This is a genomic window from Streptomyces sp. NPDC001828 (assembly GCF_042892175.1).
Classification (GTDB): Bacteria; Actinomycetota; Actinomycetes; order Streptomycetales; family Streptomycetaceae; genus Streptomyces.
The window spans coordinates 1,227,954-1,244,605 of sequence record NZ_JBIATV010000001.1; the positions used below are offsets into that span (position 1 = coordinate 1,227,954).

A 16,652-nucleotide genomic window follows, 5' to 3' on the forward strand; every position below is an offset into this window, starting at 1 on the left:
TGGTGAGTAATTTGCGGGGCCGCAGACCGCGCCTTGCGGCCAGAGCGCGATTCCGACGTTACGACGGGTCAACGCGGTCCGCGGGCTTGCGGGTTACTTGCTCGTCATCATGCCGGGAGGCATGAGGAGCGAGTCGATGACGTACACGGTGGCGTTGGCCGTGGGCACGTTGCCGCAGACCACGTTGGCAGTTTTGTTGACCTTGAACGAAGTGCCCGATCCGGACGTGACGAGCTTGCTCGTTTCCAGGGTGGTGTACGAGCCGTTGTTCAGCTGGTTCGGCGCGAGCTTCTCACCGACGACGTGGTAGGTGAGGATCTTCGTCAGTTCGGCCTTGTTGGCCAAGACCTTGTCCAGGGTGGCCTTCGGGACCTTCGCGAAAGCGGCGTTGTCCGGCGCGAACACGGTGATGTTCTTCGCGTTGTTCAGCGTGTCGACCAGGCCCGCCTTCTTGACCGCGGTCACCAGGGTGGAGAGTGCCGGGTTGTGCGAAGCGGCGGTTGCCACCGGGTCCTTGGCCATGCCGGCCAGGCTGCCCGCGCCCTCCTTGGGCACGGACGAGCACGCGGGGCCGAACGGCTGGGTGGCCGTGTCAGCGGCGTGGGCTGCCGGGGCCAGGAGCGCGACGGAGAGTGGAAGAGTGAACGCCGCAGTCCAGATGGCGACGCGACGGTTGCGAGTGGCAGTCACTGGATTCTTCCCTTCGGAGGGGAAAGGCGGGCCGCAGCCCGTTACACCTGACTGGCCCGGGTCCGGGGGCCGGGCGCATCCGCCGCCGGCCCAGCCGCCCGGGGGCCACGCCATGGGGGCGCTCCTCATCCAGACCGGAAAACCCGGCGTGAAACACGCACACGTCCATTATCTGCCACCACCAGCCGCGATTGTCGACCGGACAGCGATCGGCCGGTCTCCAAAAGCCGGGTTCCCGCACCAAGCAAAACACTGTCCGGTGACGAATAAGAGATGAGCGGGGCGCGCTGCCGTATCCGTGAGTGAGGGACCGCTTACGGCAGCGGCCCGGCTCGCGCAGCCCGCCCGACGGCTGGGATCAGCGGGATCGAAGAAGCCAGGCAGATGGCCACGATCGGCAGTACACAGCTGAGATTTCGGTGGCACGTGGTGCTTGACGAGTACCGTCCCGTCGATCACCGCCTGAACCGTGAATGCCGATTGGGGGCCGGTGCCACGGGTCTGTCCCTGCGTTCCACTCGCGTCAGGAGAGCCGAGAAACAGTGCCTAGTCGGTCACCGGCCGCGCAGGCTCGGGCTCCGGCCGCCATCGAGAGGTTGCAGCTCCGCCGGGAGTGGTCCGGTACCGGGTCGGCCGGCATGGCCGTGTGATGGGTTGCCGATCCGGGAGGCGCAATCCACGCTCGGCCGGTCGGCGCGGGGGCGGAGTTGTTCCGGTGGTCCTCGTGCCTCTGGGCCACGGAGCCGACGACGAGTACCGCGGCCACCAGTAGGCCCACCATGATCTGAGAGATGGCCGTGATCGTGGCCCGGCCCTTGGCAGCGAGCACTCCTATGACGACCACGACGGCGCCAAGGATGCCGATGGCTGGTGCGTAGTCCCAGAACACGTAGGGGCGTTGGGGGGCCGCGGGGTCGTGCTCGATGTGGTCGACGAACGGCCACACGGCCACGCAGACCATGAGCGCCACCAGTTCGAAGAGAACCAGCGCACAGCCGATAGCGGCATCCGCGCCCCGATGGAGGTGGTCGGGTGTGTCCCGGTAGACAGCTGAATCGACGGGAGGAGCGGCGGGCAGGTTGCTCATGTCCCACACAGTGCCGGTGCGAACCCGCGCCTGTACATGAGTACGGATACTCAAGGGGCGGGCAGCCGTCGCTCCGCAATGGCGCCCGGGCGACGGCGTACGGGGCGGGAAGCGGGGGATTGGCCCAACTCGGCCTGTGCGAAAGGGATTTGTCCCTCCGGAGTGCCTTACCGGCAGGACCGCCGGGGAGCCACCGTCCGATCCGACGGGAGCTAATTGGGACAGGCCCGCGAGCTATCGTCCGATCCGGCCGGTAGCTGAGCGGGACCGGCTGCGGCGACCGCGCCCTGATGTGGCAGCAGGGCCCGGCCGCGTGTCGCGGTCCGGGCCCTGCCTCGTGTGGTGCCGCCTCGCGGCGGCGGAGCGTCAGCTCTGGGGGGTGTCGTCGCCCGCCTGCTCGGCGGCCTCGGCCGCGCCGGTCTTCTCGCGCATCTTGCGCACCAGCTCCGCCTTCTGCTCGGCCGCGCCCTGGCGGTCGAGGTTGCGGTGCGGGCCGTTGTTCTGCCGTTCGGCGCGGGACAGCTTCTTGCGCTGGCCGCCGCCCATGCCCACGGGGTTGTTGATGTTCTTGCTCACGGTCACGGGTTCTCCCGGTAATGATGGAAGTGATCTACGGATTGATCGGTGGGGGACGGGCGGCGACGCCGAACGACGTCAGCAGCAGCCCGTCACGCTCTCACTCGTAAATCGGTGTTTGGAAGAACATGACAAAGAGGTTACCCGGTTCCGTCGACCCCGTGCACCAGCTTTTTCGCCGCCCCGCCGCCCCGCCGCCTGCACGGGCGGTTGCGGTCAGGCAGCCCGGTCATCGATGCCGGGGCAGCGTCATGTCGGCCGGCGCCGGCGCTGTGCGCAGGCAGCGCACCGCGTGTGGGTCAGCGGGCGATCGAGATCGCGAAGGGCGCGAATCCGCTTGACCGAATCACGTGCGGCACGAAAAGTATCGCGGCCTCCGTCGCGCGGGCCGTCTGGATCCCCCCGAGGTCGGTGATCCACTCCTCGCGCCAGCCGAGGTCGATGAGCAGTTCGCGGACGGTCTGCTTCGCCCCCGGGTCTTCGCCGGAGAGGAAGGCGTCGGGTGCCTGGGTGAGGGTGGCCGGCGCGGTCATCACCGGGAAGAGCATCGTGTTGAGCGTCTTGACGACGTGCGTTTCGGGGAGCGCTTCCTGGAGTTGCTCGGCGAGGCTCGAGCCGGGGTAGATCAGGTCGGCGGGCAGTCCGTCCGGCCCGTCGATGGTGGCGTTGGAGACGTCGACGAGGATCGTGTCGCGCAGTTCTTCGCGCAGGGCGACGAGCCGGTCCAGCGAGCCGGCGCCCGGCGTCGCGTTGATGACGACGCGGGCCGTCCGGGCTGCGTCGGCGGCGGCGCCCGGTGCGCGGTCCGCCACGGTCACCTCGTGCCCTGCCTGGGTGAGGGCCTTGGCGAGGTTGCCGCCGACACGGCCGTTTCCGAGCACTGCGATGGTGGTCATGATGATCTGGTCCTCCGTGCGTGTGGGTCGTTGCGTGCGGGTGGTGGTGCGCGGTCAGCGTGAGAGCGTGGCGACTGCCTCGGCGTGGATGCCGGGCGCGGCGGCCAGGAAGCTTTCGCTCTGCGGGGTCCAGGGGCGCCCCTCGGCGTCGGAGATCCGCCCGCCGGCCTCGGTGACGAGCAGCGCCCCGGGCAGCAGGTCCGCGCGGGCGCCGGCGAACTGCCAGAAGGCGTCGATGCGGCCGGCGGCCACGTTCGTCAGGTGCAGGGTCGCGGGCACTGCGGTGCGGACGACGAGGGCGTCGAAGAGCATCGCGGTGATCGAGGAGCCGACGCGCCGCACGACCTTCTCGTCCTCGTCCGGCCGTGCCTGGCTGGTGGCCACGATGCCCAGGCCGAGCTCCTCGGTCCCGGAGACGTGCAGCGGCCGGCCGTCGAGGTGGGCGCCCCCGCCCTTGAGCGCGGTGTAGGTCTCGCCGGTCAGCGGCAGGTGGACCACGGTGAGGACGGGCTGGTTCTCCCGTACGAGGGTGGCAGTGACCGCCCACTCCGGCAGGGCGTGCAGGTGGTTGACGTTGCCTTCGGCCGGATCCACGACCCACCATTCGCCGGCCGGCAGTGCCCCGCCGTCCAGCTCGTCCTCGACCCAGCCTGCCTCCGGGCGCAGGCTGGTGAGGCGCGGGCGCAGGATGTCGAGAGCGGTGTCGTCGTTGGCGGCGAGCGCCGTCATCAGTTCTTCGCGGGTCCGGTAGGGGACCACATCGCCGAAGCGCTCGCTGAGCGCCGAGCCGGCCGCGCGCACGGCGAGCGCGGTCTGGCTGAGCAGGTCGGCGTCGGAGGTGGCGACGGCGGACGTCTGAAGCGTTTCGGACATGGTGGTACTCCCTAAGAAGTGTGCTGATGAGGCCAGTTGAGCCGAGCGGTGCGTTCCGTCCTGCGCTCTGGTATCGAAGGTATAGAGGCCTTCAATTAACTTCAAATGCATGTTAGGAACGTCTAGGATTACTCGCATGCAATTGGATTTGAATCTGCTCGCCGCGCTCGACGCGCTGCTCGAGGAGGGGAGCGTGGCCGGGGCGGCCGCGCGCCTGCACGTCACCGCCCCCGCCATGAGCCGCAGTCTGGGCCGGATCCGACGCTCGACCGGGGACGAGATCCTGGTGCGCACGGGCCGCACGATGACCCCGACGCCGTATGCCGTCGCCGTCCGGGCACAGGTGCACGAGCTGCTGCACCAGGTCCAGGGGGTGCTGGCACCCAGCCGTGAGCTCGATCTGGCAACGCTGGAGCGCACGTTCACACTCCGCTGGCACGACTCCCTGGTCACCTTGAGCGGGCCGGCACTGCTCGCGGCCGTGCGTGCCCAGGCACCGGGCGTGCGCCTGCGCTTCATCGCCGAATCGAGCATCGACACCCGGGAGTTGCGGCGCGGCGAGGTAGACCTGGAGGCGAACGCCAACCGCCCGACCGCACCGGACATCCGTGCGGAGAGCGTGGGAGAGACCCGCCTGGTCATCGTCGTGAGGCAGGGACATCCCCTCACCCGGCTCAGGACCGTCACCGCGAAGCGGTACGCAGCCGCAGAGCACGTCACCGTGTCGCGACGCGGAAACCTCAGCAATGCCCTCGACGACGCCCTCGCGCAGCTCGGCCTCACTCGCCGGGTCGTGGCGACCGCGCCGACGGAAGCGGCCGCGCTGGAGTTCGCGCGCGGCTCCGATCTCCTGGTCAGCGTCCCCGAAGCCACCACGAGGTCAGCGGTCGCCGACCTCGGCCTCGTCGTGCTCCCTCTCCCGCTCGAACTGCCGTCCGCGCCCATATTCCTGTCGTGGCATCAGCGCTACGACACCGACCATGCCCACGCCTGGCTGCGAGGGCTGGCGCGCACCGCGCTGGCCATGGGCGGCAGGTCGTAGACAGCTCGGCCATGCCGCTCTGGCACGTCGACCGAGCCGTCAGCCAAGAGAGCAAGAGACGCGTGCGCCCACATGTGCCCCTGACCGTAAGAGGGCATGGCAGGGGCGGGCCACACCACCCTCGCGAACTGACCGCTCCGGCGGCCACACTGGGGCCATGGAATACCTCGGCCGGGTCCCCGCTCCGCCGCTCGACCGGTTCATCGACGACATCTACTGTCTGACCGGGGTGCCGCAGCACCGCCTGATGAACGTCCCGCCGATGCCGTCGGCACACTTGTTCCTTCACCTGGACGGGCCCGTCCGCCTGTGGGACTCCGACCCTTCGGTGCCGCCCGTCGTGTTCACGGACGGGTGGTTCATGGGCGTATGGACCAGGCGCTTCCTCTTCGAGTACCCCACGCGGGCGCGGCTCGTCGGGGTCCACTTCAAACCCTGGGGCATGTCGCCGTTCGTCGGCATGCCGACGGCCGAGCTGCGTAACCGGTGGGCCCCGCTCGATGCCGTCTGGCAACACTCTGTGGACCGGATTCGAAACCGGACCGGCGACGCCGCGTCGGCCGCCGAGACGCTGCGGGCGCTGGAAGAGGAGCTGCGGTCGCGACTTACCGACGCCCCGGCCCGCGGCCTCGACCTGGTCCAGCACACAGGCGGGCGTCTTGAGGCCTCGCACGGGGCGATCCCGGTGGGTTCGCTGGCCGAGGCAGCCGGGGTGAGCGGCAATCACCTGGCCAACCTGTTCAAGACTCATGTCGGTGTCACACCGAAGCGGATGGCGCGGATCTACCGCTTCGCGCAGCTGATCGTGTCTGTGGACGCCCTGAGCCCTGTCGACTGGTCGGAGCTCGCGCAAACGGCGGGCTACTTCGACCATGCCCACTTCAGCAGAGAGTTCAAGGACTTCACGGGCCACACCCCGACGGAGTACCTGGCCCTGATGCGCCGATCCCCAACCGGGCGGCGAGGCCCGCACGACATCGGCTTGATGCCCGCCGATTGATTTCTTACATGCCCGGATCCCGTCGGCGCGAGAAGATCGTGGCGAACGCGCGAGAAGAAGTCGAGGAGGGCCCGTGGGCACGGTGATCATGCACAGCGTGGTGTCGGTGGACGGTTTCATCGCCGACGAGAGGGGCGAGGTCGGACCCCTTCATGAGTGGTACTTCAGCGGGGACGTCCCGATCACCGTGGGCGGGGACGATCAGTACGACCATTCCGGAGCGGACAGCGGCTTCAAGGTCTCGCGTGCGTCGGCGGACTACGTCCGCTCCATGTGGGAGTCGATCGGGACGATCGTGATGGGCCGCAACCTGTTCGACCAGGTCAATGGCTGGGAAGGCAAGCCACCCGCCGGAGATCACGTGGTCGTGGTGTCCCACCGGCCCAAGCCCGAGGGGTGGCACCCCGAGGCGTCCTACCACTTCGTCGATGGCGCGGCGGCCGCGATCAAGACGGCCCAGGACCTCGCCGGGGACCGGATCGTCGCCGTGAACGCCGGCGAAGCAGGGGCCCAGATCCTCGCGGCCGGTCTCGTGGACGAGGTGGCGATGGACGTGGTCCCGGTCGTGTTCGGCGCGGGCAGACGCTACTTCGGCGGCATCGACCAACAGCATCTGCTGGAGGATCCACACGTGGTCATTCAGGGCGACAGGGTGCTGCACCTGAGGTTCAAGGTACGTCGCTAGAGATGTCCGGCGCCTGCCCGCTCGAGGAACGGCATCTGGGCCCCGGTGGTGAACCAGCGCGGCCCAGGTGTCGTACGTGGGCGGTGTCGCTCGCACCGTCCTGCGGACCGACACCCGCGATTGGCCCGGTGACCGGCTCGCTGGGTCGGCGTCCTTAGCGGGCCACCCGGCAACGAGGCAATCCCCGCCACGTCGTACGAGACGTCACCCCGCCTCCGTCTCCGGGCCCGTGTACAAGGGGCCTCCATGCTGTTCAACAAGGGCTCCCGTGCCCTGGGGACCGCGCCGGTGGCGCCCACAGCAGTTGGCCGGGCCTGCGCCCGACGCTGTGGCTGGCCAGTGCGCGGTCTAGGGCCAGCAGGAGCAGGACGTAAGCGTCGACCTCGTACTCGAACAACTCGGCGCGAAAGGGGATTTGGGCAGCGGGGGAGAAAGGGCGACCGGCCGCCTCCCGCACGGCCGTCGCCAGCGCCGGGCCCGCCGCTACGCGAGTGTGGCGTGCACTTCTGACTGGGCGCCCCGCTCGCCCGCCTCCTGCTCTCCGTGTTCCTCGATGAACTCGCGCACCGCGCACGGCACATCGAGCCGGACCGCGCGCCCCGCCGCAACACATCCCACCATGTCTGGGGCTACGGCTCCCTGCCCGTCTCGCTCTTCCCGAGTGCGGATCATGGCTGAGCTATCCTGCGCGCATGCGCGGACAGTTCACCGGCTGGCCGGAGCGGGCCATGGACGTGTTGTGGCAGCTTCAGGGCGAACCGACCCAGGCGACCCGCGAGCGCTGTCGCGCGGACCGCGAACGCCTGGTCCGGCAGCCGATGATCTCCCTGCTGAACACGGTGGCGGACAGGGACCCCCGGTACGAGGACTTCTCCGTCTGGCACTACCGCACCAACTCCTGGTGGTGGCAGAACCAAGGCGCGGTGATCCGGCTCGGCCGCAAGGTCGAGATCGGTCTCCGGTTCTCTCTGGACGGCCTGCGGATCCAGGGCGCCTGGTGGTACCCCGATCCCGGCCAGGTGGACCTGTTCCGCAAGGCCGTGGTCGCCGAGGGCAGCGGGCGCGAACTGGCCGCCCTGGTCGAGGAGTTGGGGGAGAAGGGCTACGACGTCTCCGGCGACGTGATGAGCCGCCCTCCGCGCGGCTATCCGGTGGACCACGCCCGAACGAACCTGCTGCGCCACCGTTCGCTGATCGCCGCCCGGCCGCTCGGCTGCGAGGAGTGGCTGCACACCCCGGCGGCGGCCGATCGGGTCCTTTCGGCCATCGCCGACCTGGACGCCCTGCTGATGTGGCTGGTCCGCCACGTGAGCCGCGCCGTCTGACGTCACAGGAGCGCCGCGCGGCACGGGAGAACCACCGTGCCGTTGGCCCCTCGCTCACAAGGATCCCCACACACGCCGACCGGTCGCCTCGTCCATCGTGCGCGGCCATCTGTGTCCCAGCGGGATGCCCGCGTGCAGGTCGGCGTGTCGCTCGCCGTCCGGTCAGCCCAGCGACGCGCTCACCGCGCGCAGCTCGTCCAGGGCCGCCATGACGTATCCGGCGAGTTCGTCCTCGCCGTCGCGGTCGCCCTCGGACCATTGGGCGAACCCGCGCTTGAACGCGAGGACGCCCAGCTCGCTCGCGAGGGCCGCGGTGGGGTCGGGCAGGCCGCGCTCGACCAAGGCGGCCGTCATCGCGGCGGCAAGGCTGACGGTCTTGAGGGCGTCACGCTCCTGCAGCTCGGCGCTGGCCGCGACGGCCGCCTTCAGACGCGGGGCGAGTTCGCGGTTCACGGGGCCCATCGCGCTCGACGCCCGCTCAAGACCGGCGGCGACCGCCTCGAGCGGGGTGGCGCCGCCAGGGGCTTCGGCGATCCCCTCGGTCAGCAGTCGGCTGAGCGTCTCCTGCCCGGCCACCAGCAGCTCGCGCTTGTCGGGGAAGTGCCGGAAGAAGGTGCTCTTGGTGACCCCGGCACGCTCGGCGATCTGCGCGACCGTCGTGGCGTCGTACCCCTGCTCGGTGAAGAGGTCGACCGCGGCCATGACGAGGCGCTCGCGTGCGCCTGGTTTCCACCTACCCATGGGTTCAGCATACGTGATGGGACTCTTGTCCCATCGCCTGGTAGCGTGTGATGGGACAAGAGTCCCATCACTTGAAGGAGGCCTTCCATGCGTGTCTTCGTCACCGGCGCCACCGGCCTGATCGGGTCCACCGTCGTCGCCGAACTGCTCGGCAACGGCCACACCGTCCTCGCGCTCGCCCGTTCCGACGCCTCCGCGCTCGCCGTCGAGGCAGCCGGCGCCGAGCCGCTCCGGGGAACCCTCGCCGATCTGGACGTCCTCCGGGCCGGCGCCACACAAGCCGACGGGGTTGTCCACCTGGCCTTCGGCAATGACTTCAGCAGCCCCGAGGCGCTCGCGCGGAACGTCGCCGAGGAGAGCGCCGCCCTCGCGGCCCTCGGCGATGAACTCGTCGGCAGCGACCGCCCCTTCGTGACCGTCTCGGGTACGCCCCAGGCCCCTGGCCGCGCCTCCACCGAGGCAGACCCGGTGCCGACCGACGGGCCGGTCGGCGGTCGCGGCCGCACGGTCAACGCGGTCCTGGCCCTTGCCGCGCGAGGGGTCCGGAGTACGGCCGTACGCCTGCCGCGCACGGTCCACAACCAGGGCGCGGGCGGGTTCGCGGGCCTGCTGACCGACATCGCACGCCGCAGCGGGGTGTCCGGCTACCCCGGCGACGGCACCCAGCGCTGGCCGGCCGTCCACGCGCTCGACGCGGCGGTCCTCTTCCGGCTCGCCCTGGAACGAGCGGAGGGCGGCAGCGTGTGGCACGCCGTGGCTGACGAGGGGGACCGGGTGCGGGACATCGCCGCGGTCATCGGCCGACGGCTCGGCCTGCCGGTCGAGTCGGTGCCGTCGCAGACGTACGGCCCTCTCGGCGCGATCTTCGAGGCCGACCAGCCCTCGTCCAGCACCCACACCCGCGAGACCCTCGGCTGGGAGCCGAAGCACCCCGGCCTCCTGGAGGACCTGGAGAACATCCAGCCCTGACCGGTGACCGGCAGCGCATCGGCGCGGTTCCTGTTGGCGGCCGGTGACCATCTGGTGCAGGGTCGCCGCAGACAGGACCGCCCCGCCCGCCAAGCCCCCCGCACCGCCGGGTCGCCATGATCGTGGGCATTGCCGCGCTGGTGACGGCCAAGAGGGCGTCCCACGCGTCCGCGATGAAGCCGTCGTTGCCGTGCCGCTGGACCCAACCGTGCCAGCGGCGGGCCGTGGTCAGGATGCGGGGAGCGACGTCACTGCCTCGTCCACGGACTGCTTCCACAGTGTGGTGATCGGGTCGTACACCGCGATCCCGGTCGCCGGAGCTCCGATCTGCCGCGCGGTGAAGCGGGTCCCCTCGGCGGCGGGTTCCGCGCTGACCGCCAGGCTCCGTACGTACCGGGCCGGGCTGCTCCGGTCGTCGGTGCGCAGCGCCGCGTACAGCTTGCCCTTGGCCGCGAGCTGCCTCGGGCCGCTCTGTGTGGCCGGCACCGGCCGGGCCGAGCCGTCCAGGTCGCCGAAGGTCACGCTGGGGAACCGGTCGATCGTGCAGGCGGCGCCGCTCTTGTTGGTGACGGTGATGAGCACGACGCTGCTCGCGATCGGTGCCCGGGCGCGTGCCTCGTAGCCGAGCGCCGCTGGTGCGCAGGCCGCCTTGACCTGGGTGGGACCGGTTTCGGCGTAGGCGGTCGCCGTCGTCGCGCCGGTCAGGAGGGCAGGGACAAGGATGAGGGTGGCGGCGTTCGTGAATGCGGTCATCCGTGTAGTTTGCCCCCTTGCGGTCGTCGGGCATGCGGCCTTCGGTCAATCTGCCGACGGCCACAACCGTCGAGCCCGCTCCTTCGGCCTGCCGAGCCGGAAATGGCCCCCGCCGCAACAGTTCTGACGACGCGTCATATCGCTGAAGGCTCTGTAAGGGGGCGGGGGCCAGCCCTCCTCGATGTCGAGCAGTGCGGCGATGCCCTCAAGGATCCCGACGAACTCCTCCACAGGGATCTCCGGGTCAGCCCCTTGCCGGCGGCCCAGAGGTCGACTCGGCACAGTCGGCCGCCGCGCTCGCCGATCTCGGCGGCGAATCTGGGCTTGTCTCCCAGAACCCACGTTCACGTGAGTCGCTGGTCTGCTGTAGCGCGGCGCTGAGGCCGGATCCAGAACTTTTTACCGTTCGGCGGTCTGAGAGTGTCGAGAACGTGCCACCGGCTCCGTCCCAGGAACATCAGCGGACAGCACCGGCCGCACGAAGAAGGCCGCATGAAGGACAAGGGGAAGACAGCATGGCGATTCAGCGGATGGACAACGTCGGCATCGTGGTCGAGGACCTGGATGCCGCGATCGCGTTCTTTGCGGAGCTCGGTATGGAGCTGGAGGGCAGGGCGGAGGTGCAGGGCCTGGTTGCCGATCAGTGCACCGGGCTCGACGGTGTCCACTGTGACATCGCGATGCTCCGGACCCCGGACGGCCACAGCCGGCTCGAACTCGCGAAGTACCGCAGCCCCGAGGCGATCAGTACCGAGCCGCGCGACCGGCCGCACAACATCGTGGGCACCCACCGCGTCATGTTCGCCGTCGACAGCCTTGAGGACACCGTTGCCCGCCTGCGCCCTCACGGCGCCCAACTCGTAGGTGAGATCGCCCGGTTCGAGGACAGCTATCTGCTCTGCTACCTCCGGGGCCCGGAGGGCATCATCGTGGGGCTCGCCGAGCAGTTGCACTGAGAGGCCGAGAAGGGGCGACGGACGTCCACGGCCGGCGCAGGACTGTGGTTCTGGGCGCCGGCCGGGGCGGTACTCGTCGTGAACGTTCCTCATTGCCCCCTGTGCGGGTGTGGAAAATGCGGACCGCCTGTCAAATGCGCCTAGGACAAGGTGGTTTGGGGGCGAGGACCTTCGGCCTACGTCTGAGGACCTTCGTCCCGTAGGGGCCGGCGCACGCTCATGATCGACTGCAGGTGACTGAACATCGGGTTCCTGCATCCACCGGCAAGAGTGCCGACGTGAAGTGCACTGAACCAGAACCCCCCACGGAGGAGCACCTCATGCGCCACCGCATCCCGCTCTCGACCGGGCTGGTCATGGCCATCTTCGTCTTCTTCGGCCTGCTGCTCTGCACCACATGGAGATCGAGCGGCGGCAGCTTGGCGGAAGCGGTGGCGATCTACCTGGCCATAGCCCTGCCAGGGTGTCTGCTCATCCTCTGGCTGATCCGTGGCAGCCGCCGTCCTTGAACGAACTCCCATGGCCGGCCTGCCACGTGTTGCGGCACGCCACCCCCTAGTCCGAGCGGCAGCATGGGTCGTCCAGGCGCTGAGGATCGGCCCCAGTCGGTGGCTCCGTGGTTCCGACGAGAACCACCGACTCGTCCGCGTCGTAGAGGCCGTCCCCAAAATCGTCTCCGCCGCCTCACGGAGGCGATGTTCAAACGTCTGATGTCTGTATAGACTGCTCCCATGAAACGCATCAGCGCACCACGTAGGTCGGCCAGCCTGGCCTCGCAGCTCGTGGACGGTCTCCGATCGCATATCGAGGCGGGTGGATGGCCGGTAGGGACGCGGATTCCTTCGGAGCAGGCCCTCATGGAGGAGCTCGGCGTCGGGCGCAGCACGCTGCGGGAGGCGGTCGGCGCGCTCGTGCACCTGGGGCTGCTGGAAGCCCGGAAGGGTGACGGCACCTATGTCCGCGCCTCCAGTGAGCTCCAGTCCGTCATGGTGCGGCGCGCAAGTGCCGCGCAGCGCGACGACGTCCTCGAACTGCGCACCGTCCTGGAGGAGTTCGCCTCGCGAGCCGCTGCCCTGCGCCGCAGCGAAGAGCAACTGGAGCAGCTGCGAGATCTCCTGGCCGACGCGGAGGCGGCTTGCGAGAGTGAGGACCCGACCGCGGCCAAGGACGTTGACACCCTGTTTCACCGGGCGGTTGTCCGGGCGAGCGGAAACGACCTCCTGATGGAGGTGTACGACTACCTCGGCACAGCGCTCACCGCCACTCTGGGCGGACTGCCCTGGGACGCGGCCGCCGCGCAGGAGCACGCCGGGCTGCACCGGCGACTCGTCTCGGCGATCGAGGACCGGGACGGGGACGCCGCCCGCGCCGCGGCGGCCGCCATCGTGCGGCTCACCCACGACACCGATGTCGCCGGCTCATGAAGAGCGCGGAAACCGGCGCCAGCCTTCCTCATCCCACCAGCGCGACAGGAAACCACACAGGCATGTCCGCACATCCGTTGACCTCTGAACTCGACCTACGCACCGCTGAACTCGACCTACGCACCGCGCGGCACAGCGCGTCCTTATACGCGAGGGACCCGCAGTTTCGCGACGCCGCGCCCCTGGACTCCGTCACCGACGCACTGCGTGAGCCGGAGCTGACGCTCGCCGAACTCGTGGCCACCGTCATGGAGAGTTATGCGGACCGCCCCGCCCTGGGCGAACGTGCCGTGGAGGCGGTCACCGACCCGGAGACGGGGCGCACCGAGATGCGCCTGCTGGAGCGGTTCGACACGGTCACCTACGGCGAGCTGTGGGAACGTGTGGGCGCCGTGGCCTCCGAGTGGGTTCATCACCCCGCAGAGCCCCTCGGGCCGGGCGATTTCGTCGCGCTGCTCGGCCCTGCGAGCGCCGAGTACGCCGTGGTGGATCTGGCGTGTATCCGGTCAGGCGCCGTATGCGTACCCCTGCCGGCCGGTGCGACCGCCGCCCACCTGGCGCCCATCGTCGCGCAGGCCGCCCCGCGTGTGCTGGCCGTCGACGTGGCGCATCTCGAAGTCGCACTACAGGTCGCGGCGGACGCCCCTTCGCTGCGCAGAATCGTCGTTCTGAGGCATCGTCAAGACAATTCCGCACAGCGGGAGTTGATGGATCGTGCGAGCAGCCAACTCGCGGCGCAGGGCCACGGCGTCACATTGGACACGCTGGCATCCGTCATTGCCCGTGGAAGGACTCTGCCGACGGCTCCTCGCTTCCGGCAGACGGCGGGGGCGGACGCACTCAACACGCTGATCTACACCTCGGGGAGTACGGGCACCCCCAAGGGCGCCATGTACACCGAGCGTCTGGCCAAGAACTTCTGGGTCGACTTCGTCCCCGACCAACAGGCGCGGCCCTCCATCGTTCTCAACTTCATGCCGTTGAGCCACATGGTGGGACGCGGGGTGCTGTTCAGCACGCTGGCCAGGGGCGGCATCGCCTACTTCACGGCGTCGAGCGACTTGTCGACGTTCTTCGAGGATCTGGCCCTGGTCCGGCCCACCGAACTCATCATGGTGCCCCGCATCTGCGACATGCTCTTCCAGCGCTACCGGACCGAGTTGGCCGGTGTGGACAGCGAGAGCGGCGAAGAGGGCGGGACTGTCGCTGCCGACGCGGTCAAAGCGGAGTTGCGGGAGAAGACCGTGGGAGGCCGCCTCCTGTGGGCCGTCAACGCCTCGGCACCCCTCAGCACGGAAATGAAGACGTTCGCCGAGAGCTGTCTACAGGTGCGGATCCTCGACGGTTACGGGTCGACGGAAGCCGGGATCATCTCCCTGGACGGCCGGATCCTGAGCCCGCCGGTGACCGCACACAAGCTGGTGGACGTGCCCGAACTGGGCTACTCCGGAACCGACTTGCCTCACCCCAGGGGTGAGCTGCTGATCAAGTCCGACCGGCTCGTTCCCGGCTACTACCGAAGGCCGGACGCCACAGCGCAGGCCTTCGACGAGGAAGGTTTCTACCGTACGGGCGACATCATGGCCCGCACCGGAGGCGATCAACTGGCCTATGTGGACCGTCGTTCCAGCGTTCTGAAGCTGTCGCAGGGCGAGTTCGTGGCCGTTTCCCGTCTGGAAGGCGTCTTCGCCGGCAGCCCGCTCGTCCGGCAGGTCTTCCTGTACGCCAACAGCACCCGTCCCTACCTGCTCGCCGTCATCGTGCCCACCGAACAGGCAGTCGCCGATGTCCGTGGAGACACCGACGGTCTCAGGACGGCCCTGCGTGAATCCCTGCGGGAGGCGGCCGCGCAGAGTGGCCTCAACTCCCATGAGATTCCAAGGGACTTCCTCGTCGAGGTGGAGCCGTTCAGTCAGGAGAACGGTCTGCTCTCCGGGCTTCGCAAGCCTCTGCGGCCCGCTCTCACGCGCCACTATGGCGAGCGGCTCGAAGCGCTGTACACCGACATCACCGACCGTGAGAGTGACCGACTCGGCGCGTTGCGCCGGACCGGACCGGACCACCCGGTACTGGACACGGTCCGCCAGGCGGCCCTTGCGCTGCTGGGGCACCAGGAGGGCGACGTACAGAGCGGAACGCACTTCCATGAACTGGGCGGAGACAGCCTTTCGGCGGTGGCGTACTCCCAGTTGCTCAAGGAGATCTACCGTGTCGACGTCCCCGTCGACGTCATCATCAACCCGGTCAACACCCTCCAACAGGTGGCCGAGCACATCGAGCGGGCGCGGGCATCGCAGCGCCCGCGACCGACCGCCGACACCGTCCATGGAAAGGACGTGACCCGGCTCGTCGCCGAGGACCTGAGCCTGGACGCGTTCTTTGACCCCACCCACTTGAACAGTCCCGGCAGGCCGTCCGGTCCGCTGCCAGAAGCGCGGACGCCAGAAGCGCGGACCGTCCTGCTGACCGGCGCCAACGGCTATCTGGGTCGATTCCTGTGTCTCGAATGGCTCCAGCGCGTCGCGGAACGCGATGGGACCGTGGTGTGCGTCGTGCGCGGGAAGACCAATGAGCTGGCCCGTGCACGGCTGGACGCGGCCTTCGACAGCGGCGACCCCCAACTCCGCGCCCACTACGACGAATTGGCCAGGGACCACCTGGAAGTGATCGCCGGCGACGTGGGGGAGCCCGGCCTCGGGCTCGACGAGCGGACCTGGCAGCGGCTCGCCGAGACCGTGGACCTGATCGTCCACCCGGCGGCACTGGTCAACCACGTCCTGCCCTATGGCCAGTTGTTCGGGCCCAACGTGCTGGGTACGGCAGAACTGATCAAGCTGGCGGTCACCTCCCGGCTCAAGCAGTTCACCTTCATCTCCACGGTCGCCGTCGCCTTCGACTCCCCGGCGGCAGCCGACGAGACGTCCGACATCCGCGCGGCCTGCCCGGAACGCGCGATCGACGACGCGTACGCGAACGGCTACGCGGCCAGCAAATGGGCGGGCGAAGTGCTTCTGCGCGAGGCCCACCACACGTTCGGCCTGCCGGTCGCGGTCTTCCGCTCCAACCTCATCCTCGCCCACCCGCGCTACCGGGGCCAGGTCAACATCCCCGACGTCTTCACACGACTCCTGGTCAGCGTGCTGGCCACCGGGATAGCGCCGGGCAGCTTCTACGGGCCGGGCAGCGGTGACGGCAGCGCGCACTACGACGCGCTTCCCGTCGACTTCACCGCGCAGGCCATGGCCTCCCTCGGCGACAGCACACGGACGGGGTACCGGACCTTCAACGTCGTGAACCCGCACGACGACGGAATCTCACTGGACACCTTCATCGACTGGCTGGCGGCCGCCGGCCACCCCCTCACTCGCGTCGACGACTACGACGAATGGCTCCAGCGCTTCGAGACCGCCATGCTGCGCCTGCCCGACCGCCAGAAGCGGCACTCCGTGCTCCCCCTGCTCCACGCCTTCGCCCAGCCCCAAGCGCACCTGCCGGGCTCCGCCTTGCCGGCACACGAATTCCGCGCGGCGGTCCGAAGGGCGAAGCTCAACAACGAGCACGACATTCCGCACCTGACACGGGACTTGATCGACAAGTACGTCGCAGATCTTCAAGCGCGGCACCTCCTGTGACGA

Annotated in this window: 17 protein-coding genes; 9 read left to right on the top strand and 8 right to left on the bottom strand. The window is 69.2% G+C overall.

The genetic code is table 11. The features are described 5' to 3' along the window. Positions 1-93 precede the first annotated feature (93 nt). From ACFYZA_RS05780 to ACFYZA_RS05800, 5 genes are all read right to left on the bottom strand, one after another. Complete coding sequence (locus tag ACFYZA_RS05780; RefSeq protein WP_388487540.1) at positions 94-690, bottom strand: fasciclin domain-containing protein; 597 nt, start codon at positions 688-690, stop codon at positions 94-96. A 523-nt stretch (positions 691-1,213) separates the two neighbouring features. Continuing rightward, entirely contained in the window at positions 1,214-1,777 is a 564-nt protein-coding gene (locus tag ACFYZA_RS05785; protein ID WP_388487542.1) for a DUF6234 family protein, read from the bottom strand. Between the two features lie 366 nt (positions 1,778-2,143). Further along, complete coding sequence (locus ACFYZA_RS05790; protein WP_388487544.1) at positions 2,144-2,359, bottom strand: DUF6243 family protein; 216 nt, start codon at positions 2,357-2,359, stop codon at positions 2,144-2,146. A gap of 293 nt (positions 2,360-2,652) precedes the next feature. Then, a complete protein-coding gene (locus ACFYZA_RS05795; RefSeq protein WP_388487545.1) occupies positions 2,653-3,249 on the bottom strand; it encodes an NADPH-dependent F420 reductase in 597 nt (198 codons plus the stop codon). A 54-nt stretch (positions 3,250-3,303) separates the two neighbouring features. Next, entirely contained in the window at positions 3,304-4,122 is an 819-nt protein-coding gene (locus tag ACFYZA_RS05800) for a 3'(2'),5'-bisphosphate nucleotidase CysQ (RefSeq protein ID WP_382589332.1), read from the bottom strand. Positions 4,123-4,258: 136 nt separating this feature from the next. On the opposite strand from ACFYZA_RS05800, the gene ACFYZA_RS05805 reads away from it, so the two are divergent. From ACFYZA_RS05805 to ACFYZA_RS05815, 3 genes are all read left to right on the top strand, one after another. Then, positions 4,259-5,164, top strand: a complete 906-nt coding sequence (locus ACFYZA_RS05805; RefSeq protein WP_382589335.1) for a LysR family transcriptional regulator — start codon at positions 4,259-4,261, stop codon at positions 5,162-5,164. 157 nt (positions 5,165-5,321) lie between these two features. After that, on the top strand, positions 5,322-6,164 hold the full coding sequence (locus ACFYZA_RS05810) for a helix-turn-helix domain-containing protein (RefSeq protein WP_388487549.1): 843 nt from the start codon (positions 5,322-5,324) through the stop codon (positions 6,162-6,164). Positions 6,165-6,237: 73 nt separating this feature from the next. Then, positions 6,238-6,849, top strand: a complete 612-nt coding sequence (locus ACFYZA_RS05815; RefSeq protein ID WP_382589340.1) for a dihydrofolate reductase family protein — start codon at positions 6,238-6,240, stop codon at positions 6,847-6,849. 483 nt (positions 6,850-7,332) lie between these two features. Here the strand turns inward: ACFYZA_RS05815 and ACFYZA_RS05820 are convergent, their stop codons facing one another. Continuing rightward, positions 7,333-7,470, bottom strand: coding sequence for a hypothetical protein (locus ACFYZA_RS05820; RefSeq protein WP_388487551.1), 138 nt, complete (start codon positions 7,468-7,470; stop codon positions 7,333-7,335). Between the two features lie 71 nt (positions 7,471-7,541). Here ACFYZA_RS05820 and ACFYZA_RS05825 point away from each other — a divergent pair, with 71 nt between their 5' ends. Continuing rightward, positions 7,542-8,174, top strand: a complete 633-nt coding sequence (locus ACFYZA_RS05825) for a DUF2461 family protein (RefSeq protein ID WP_388487554.1) — start codon at positions 7,542-7,544, stop codon at positions 8,172-8,174. Between the two features lie 162 nt (positions 8,175-8,336). On the opposite strand, the gene ACFYZA_RS05830 is transcribed toward ACFYZA_RS05825, so the two are convergent. Beyond that, positions 8,337-8,915: a TetR/AcrR family transcriptional regulator gene (locus ACFYZA_RS05830; protein WP_388487556.1), complete on the bottom strand. Its 579-nt coding sequence runs from the start codon at positions 8,913-8,915 to the stop codon at positions 8,337-8,339. 87 nt (positions 8,916-9,002) lie between these two features. On the opposite strand from ACFYZA_RS05830, the gene ACFYZA_RS05835 reads away from it, so the two are divergent. Further along, positions 9,003-9,884 (top strand): SDR family oxidoreductase, encoded by an 882-nt coding sequence (locus ACFYZA_RS05835; RefSeq protein WP_388487559.1) that lies wholly within the window; start codon positions 9,003-9,005, stop codon positions 9,882-9,884. 228 nt (positions 9,885-10,112) lie between these two features. Here ACFYZA_RS05835 and ACFYZA_RS05840 read toward each other — a convergent pair whose 3' ends face one another. Further along, positions 10,113-10,637 (bottom strand): DUF4232 domain-containing protein, encoded by a 525-nt coding sequence (locus ACFYZA_RS05840; RefSeq protein ID WP_388487561.1) that lies wholly within the window; start codon positions 10,635-10,637, stop codon positions 10,113-10,115. Between the two features lie 515 nt (positions 10,638-11,152). Here ACFYZA_RS05840 and ACFYZA_RS05845 point away from each other — a divergent pair. The 4 genes from ACFYZA_RS05845 to car all read left to right on the top strand — a co-directional run bounded on the left by ACFYZA_RS05845 (position 11,153) and on the right by car (position 16,649). Further along, on the top strand, positions 11,153-11,593 hold the full coding sequence (locus ACFYZA_RS05845; RefSeq protein WP_382589358.1) for a VOC family protein: 441 nt from the start codon (positions 11,153-11,155) through the stop codon (positions 11,591-11,593). Positions 11,594-11,913: 320 nt separating this feature from the next. After that, positions 11,914-12,102 (top strand): hypothetical protein, encoded by a 189-nt coding sequence (locus ACFYZA_RS05850; RefSeq protein WP_382589361.1) that lies wholly within the window; start codon positions 11,914-11,916, stop codon positions 12,100-12,102. A gap of 222 nt (positions 12,103-12,324) precedes the next feature. Further along, entirely contained in the window at positions 12,325-13,017 is a 693-nt protein-coding gene (locus ACFYZA_RS05855; RefSeq protein ID WP_382589364.1) for a FadR/GntR family transcriptional regulator, read from the top strand. 62 nt (positions 13,018-13,079) lie between these two features. Further along, entirely contained in the window at positions 13,080-16,649 is a 3,570-nt protein-coding gene (gene car, locus ACFYZA_RS05860; protein WP_388487564.1) for a carboxylic acid reductase, read from the top strand. The last annotated feature ends 3 nt before the right edge of the window (positions 16,650-16,652 follow it).

Coding starts and splice junctions, on each gene's coding strand:
- ACFYZA_RS05810 (WP_388487549.1), top strand. CDS start 5,322: ATGGAATACCTCGGCCGGGTCCCCGCTCCGCCGCTCGACCGGTTCATC.
- ACFYZA_RS05835 (WP_388487559.1), top strand. CDS start 9,003: ATGCGTGTCTTCGTCACCGGCGCCACCGGCCTGATCGGGTCCACCGTC.
- ACFYZA_RS05845 (WP_382589358.1), top strand. CDS start 11,153: ATGGCGATTCAGCGGATGGACAACGTCGGCATCGTGGTCGAGGACCTG.
- ACFYZA_RS05850 (WP_382589361.1), top strand. CDS start 11,914: ATGCGCCACCGCATCCCGCTCTCGACCGGGCTGGTCATGGCCATCTTC.
- ACFYZA_RS05840 (WP_388487561.1), bottom strand. CDS start 10,637: ATGACCGCATTCACGAACGCCGCCACCCTCATCCTTGTCCCTGCCCTC.
- ACFYZA_RS05825 (WP_388487554.1), top strand. CDS start 7,542: ATGCGCGGACAGTTCACCGGCTGGCCGGAGCGGGCCATGGACGTGTTG.
- ACFYZA_RS05800 (WP_382589332.1), bottom strand. CDS start 4,122: ATGTCCGAAACGCTTCAGACGTCCGCCGTCGCCACCTCCGACGCCGAC.
- car (WP_388487564.1), top strand. CDS start 13,080: ATGTCCGCACATCCGTTGACCTCTGAACTCGACCTACGCACCGCTGAA.
- ACFYZA_RS05805 (WP_382589335.1), top strand. CDS start 4,259: ATGCAATTGGATTTGAATCTGCTCGCCGCGCTCGACGCGCTGCTCGAG.
- ACFYZA_RS05820 (WP_388487551.1), bottom strand. CDS start 7,470: ATGGTGGGATGTGTTGCGGCGGGGCGCGCGGTCCGGCTCGATGTGCCG.
- ACFYZA_RS05795 (WP_388487545.1), bottom strand. CDS start 3,249: ATGACCACCATCGCAGTGCTCGGAAACGGCCGTGTCGGCGGCAACCTC.
- ACFYZA_RS05785 (WP_388487542.1), bottom strand. CDS start 1,777: ATGAGCAACCTGCCCGCCGCTCCTCCCGTCGATTCAGCTGTCTACCGG.
- ACFYZA_RS05830 (WP_388487556.1), bottom strand. CDS start 8,915: ATGGGTAGGTGGAAACCAGGCGCACGCGAGCGCCTCGTCATGGCCGCG.
- ACFYZA_RS05855 (WP_382589364.1), top strand. CDS start 12,325: ATGAAACGCATCAGCGCACCACGTAGGTCGGCCAGCCTGGCCTCGCAG.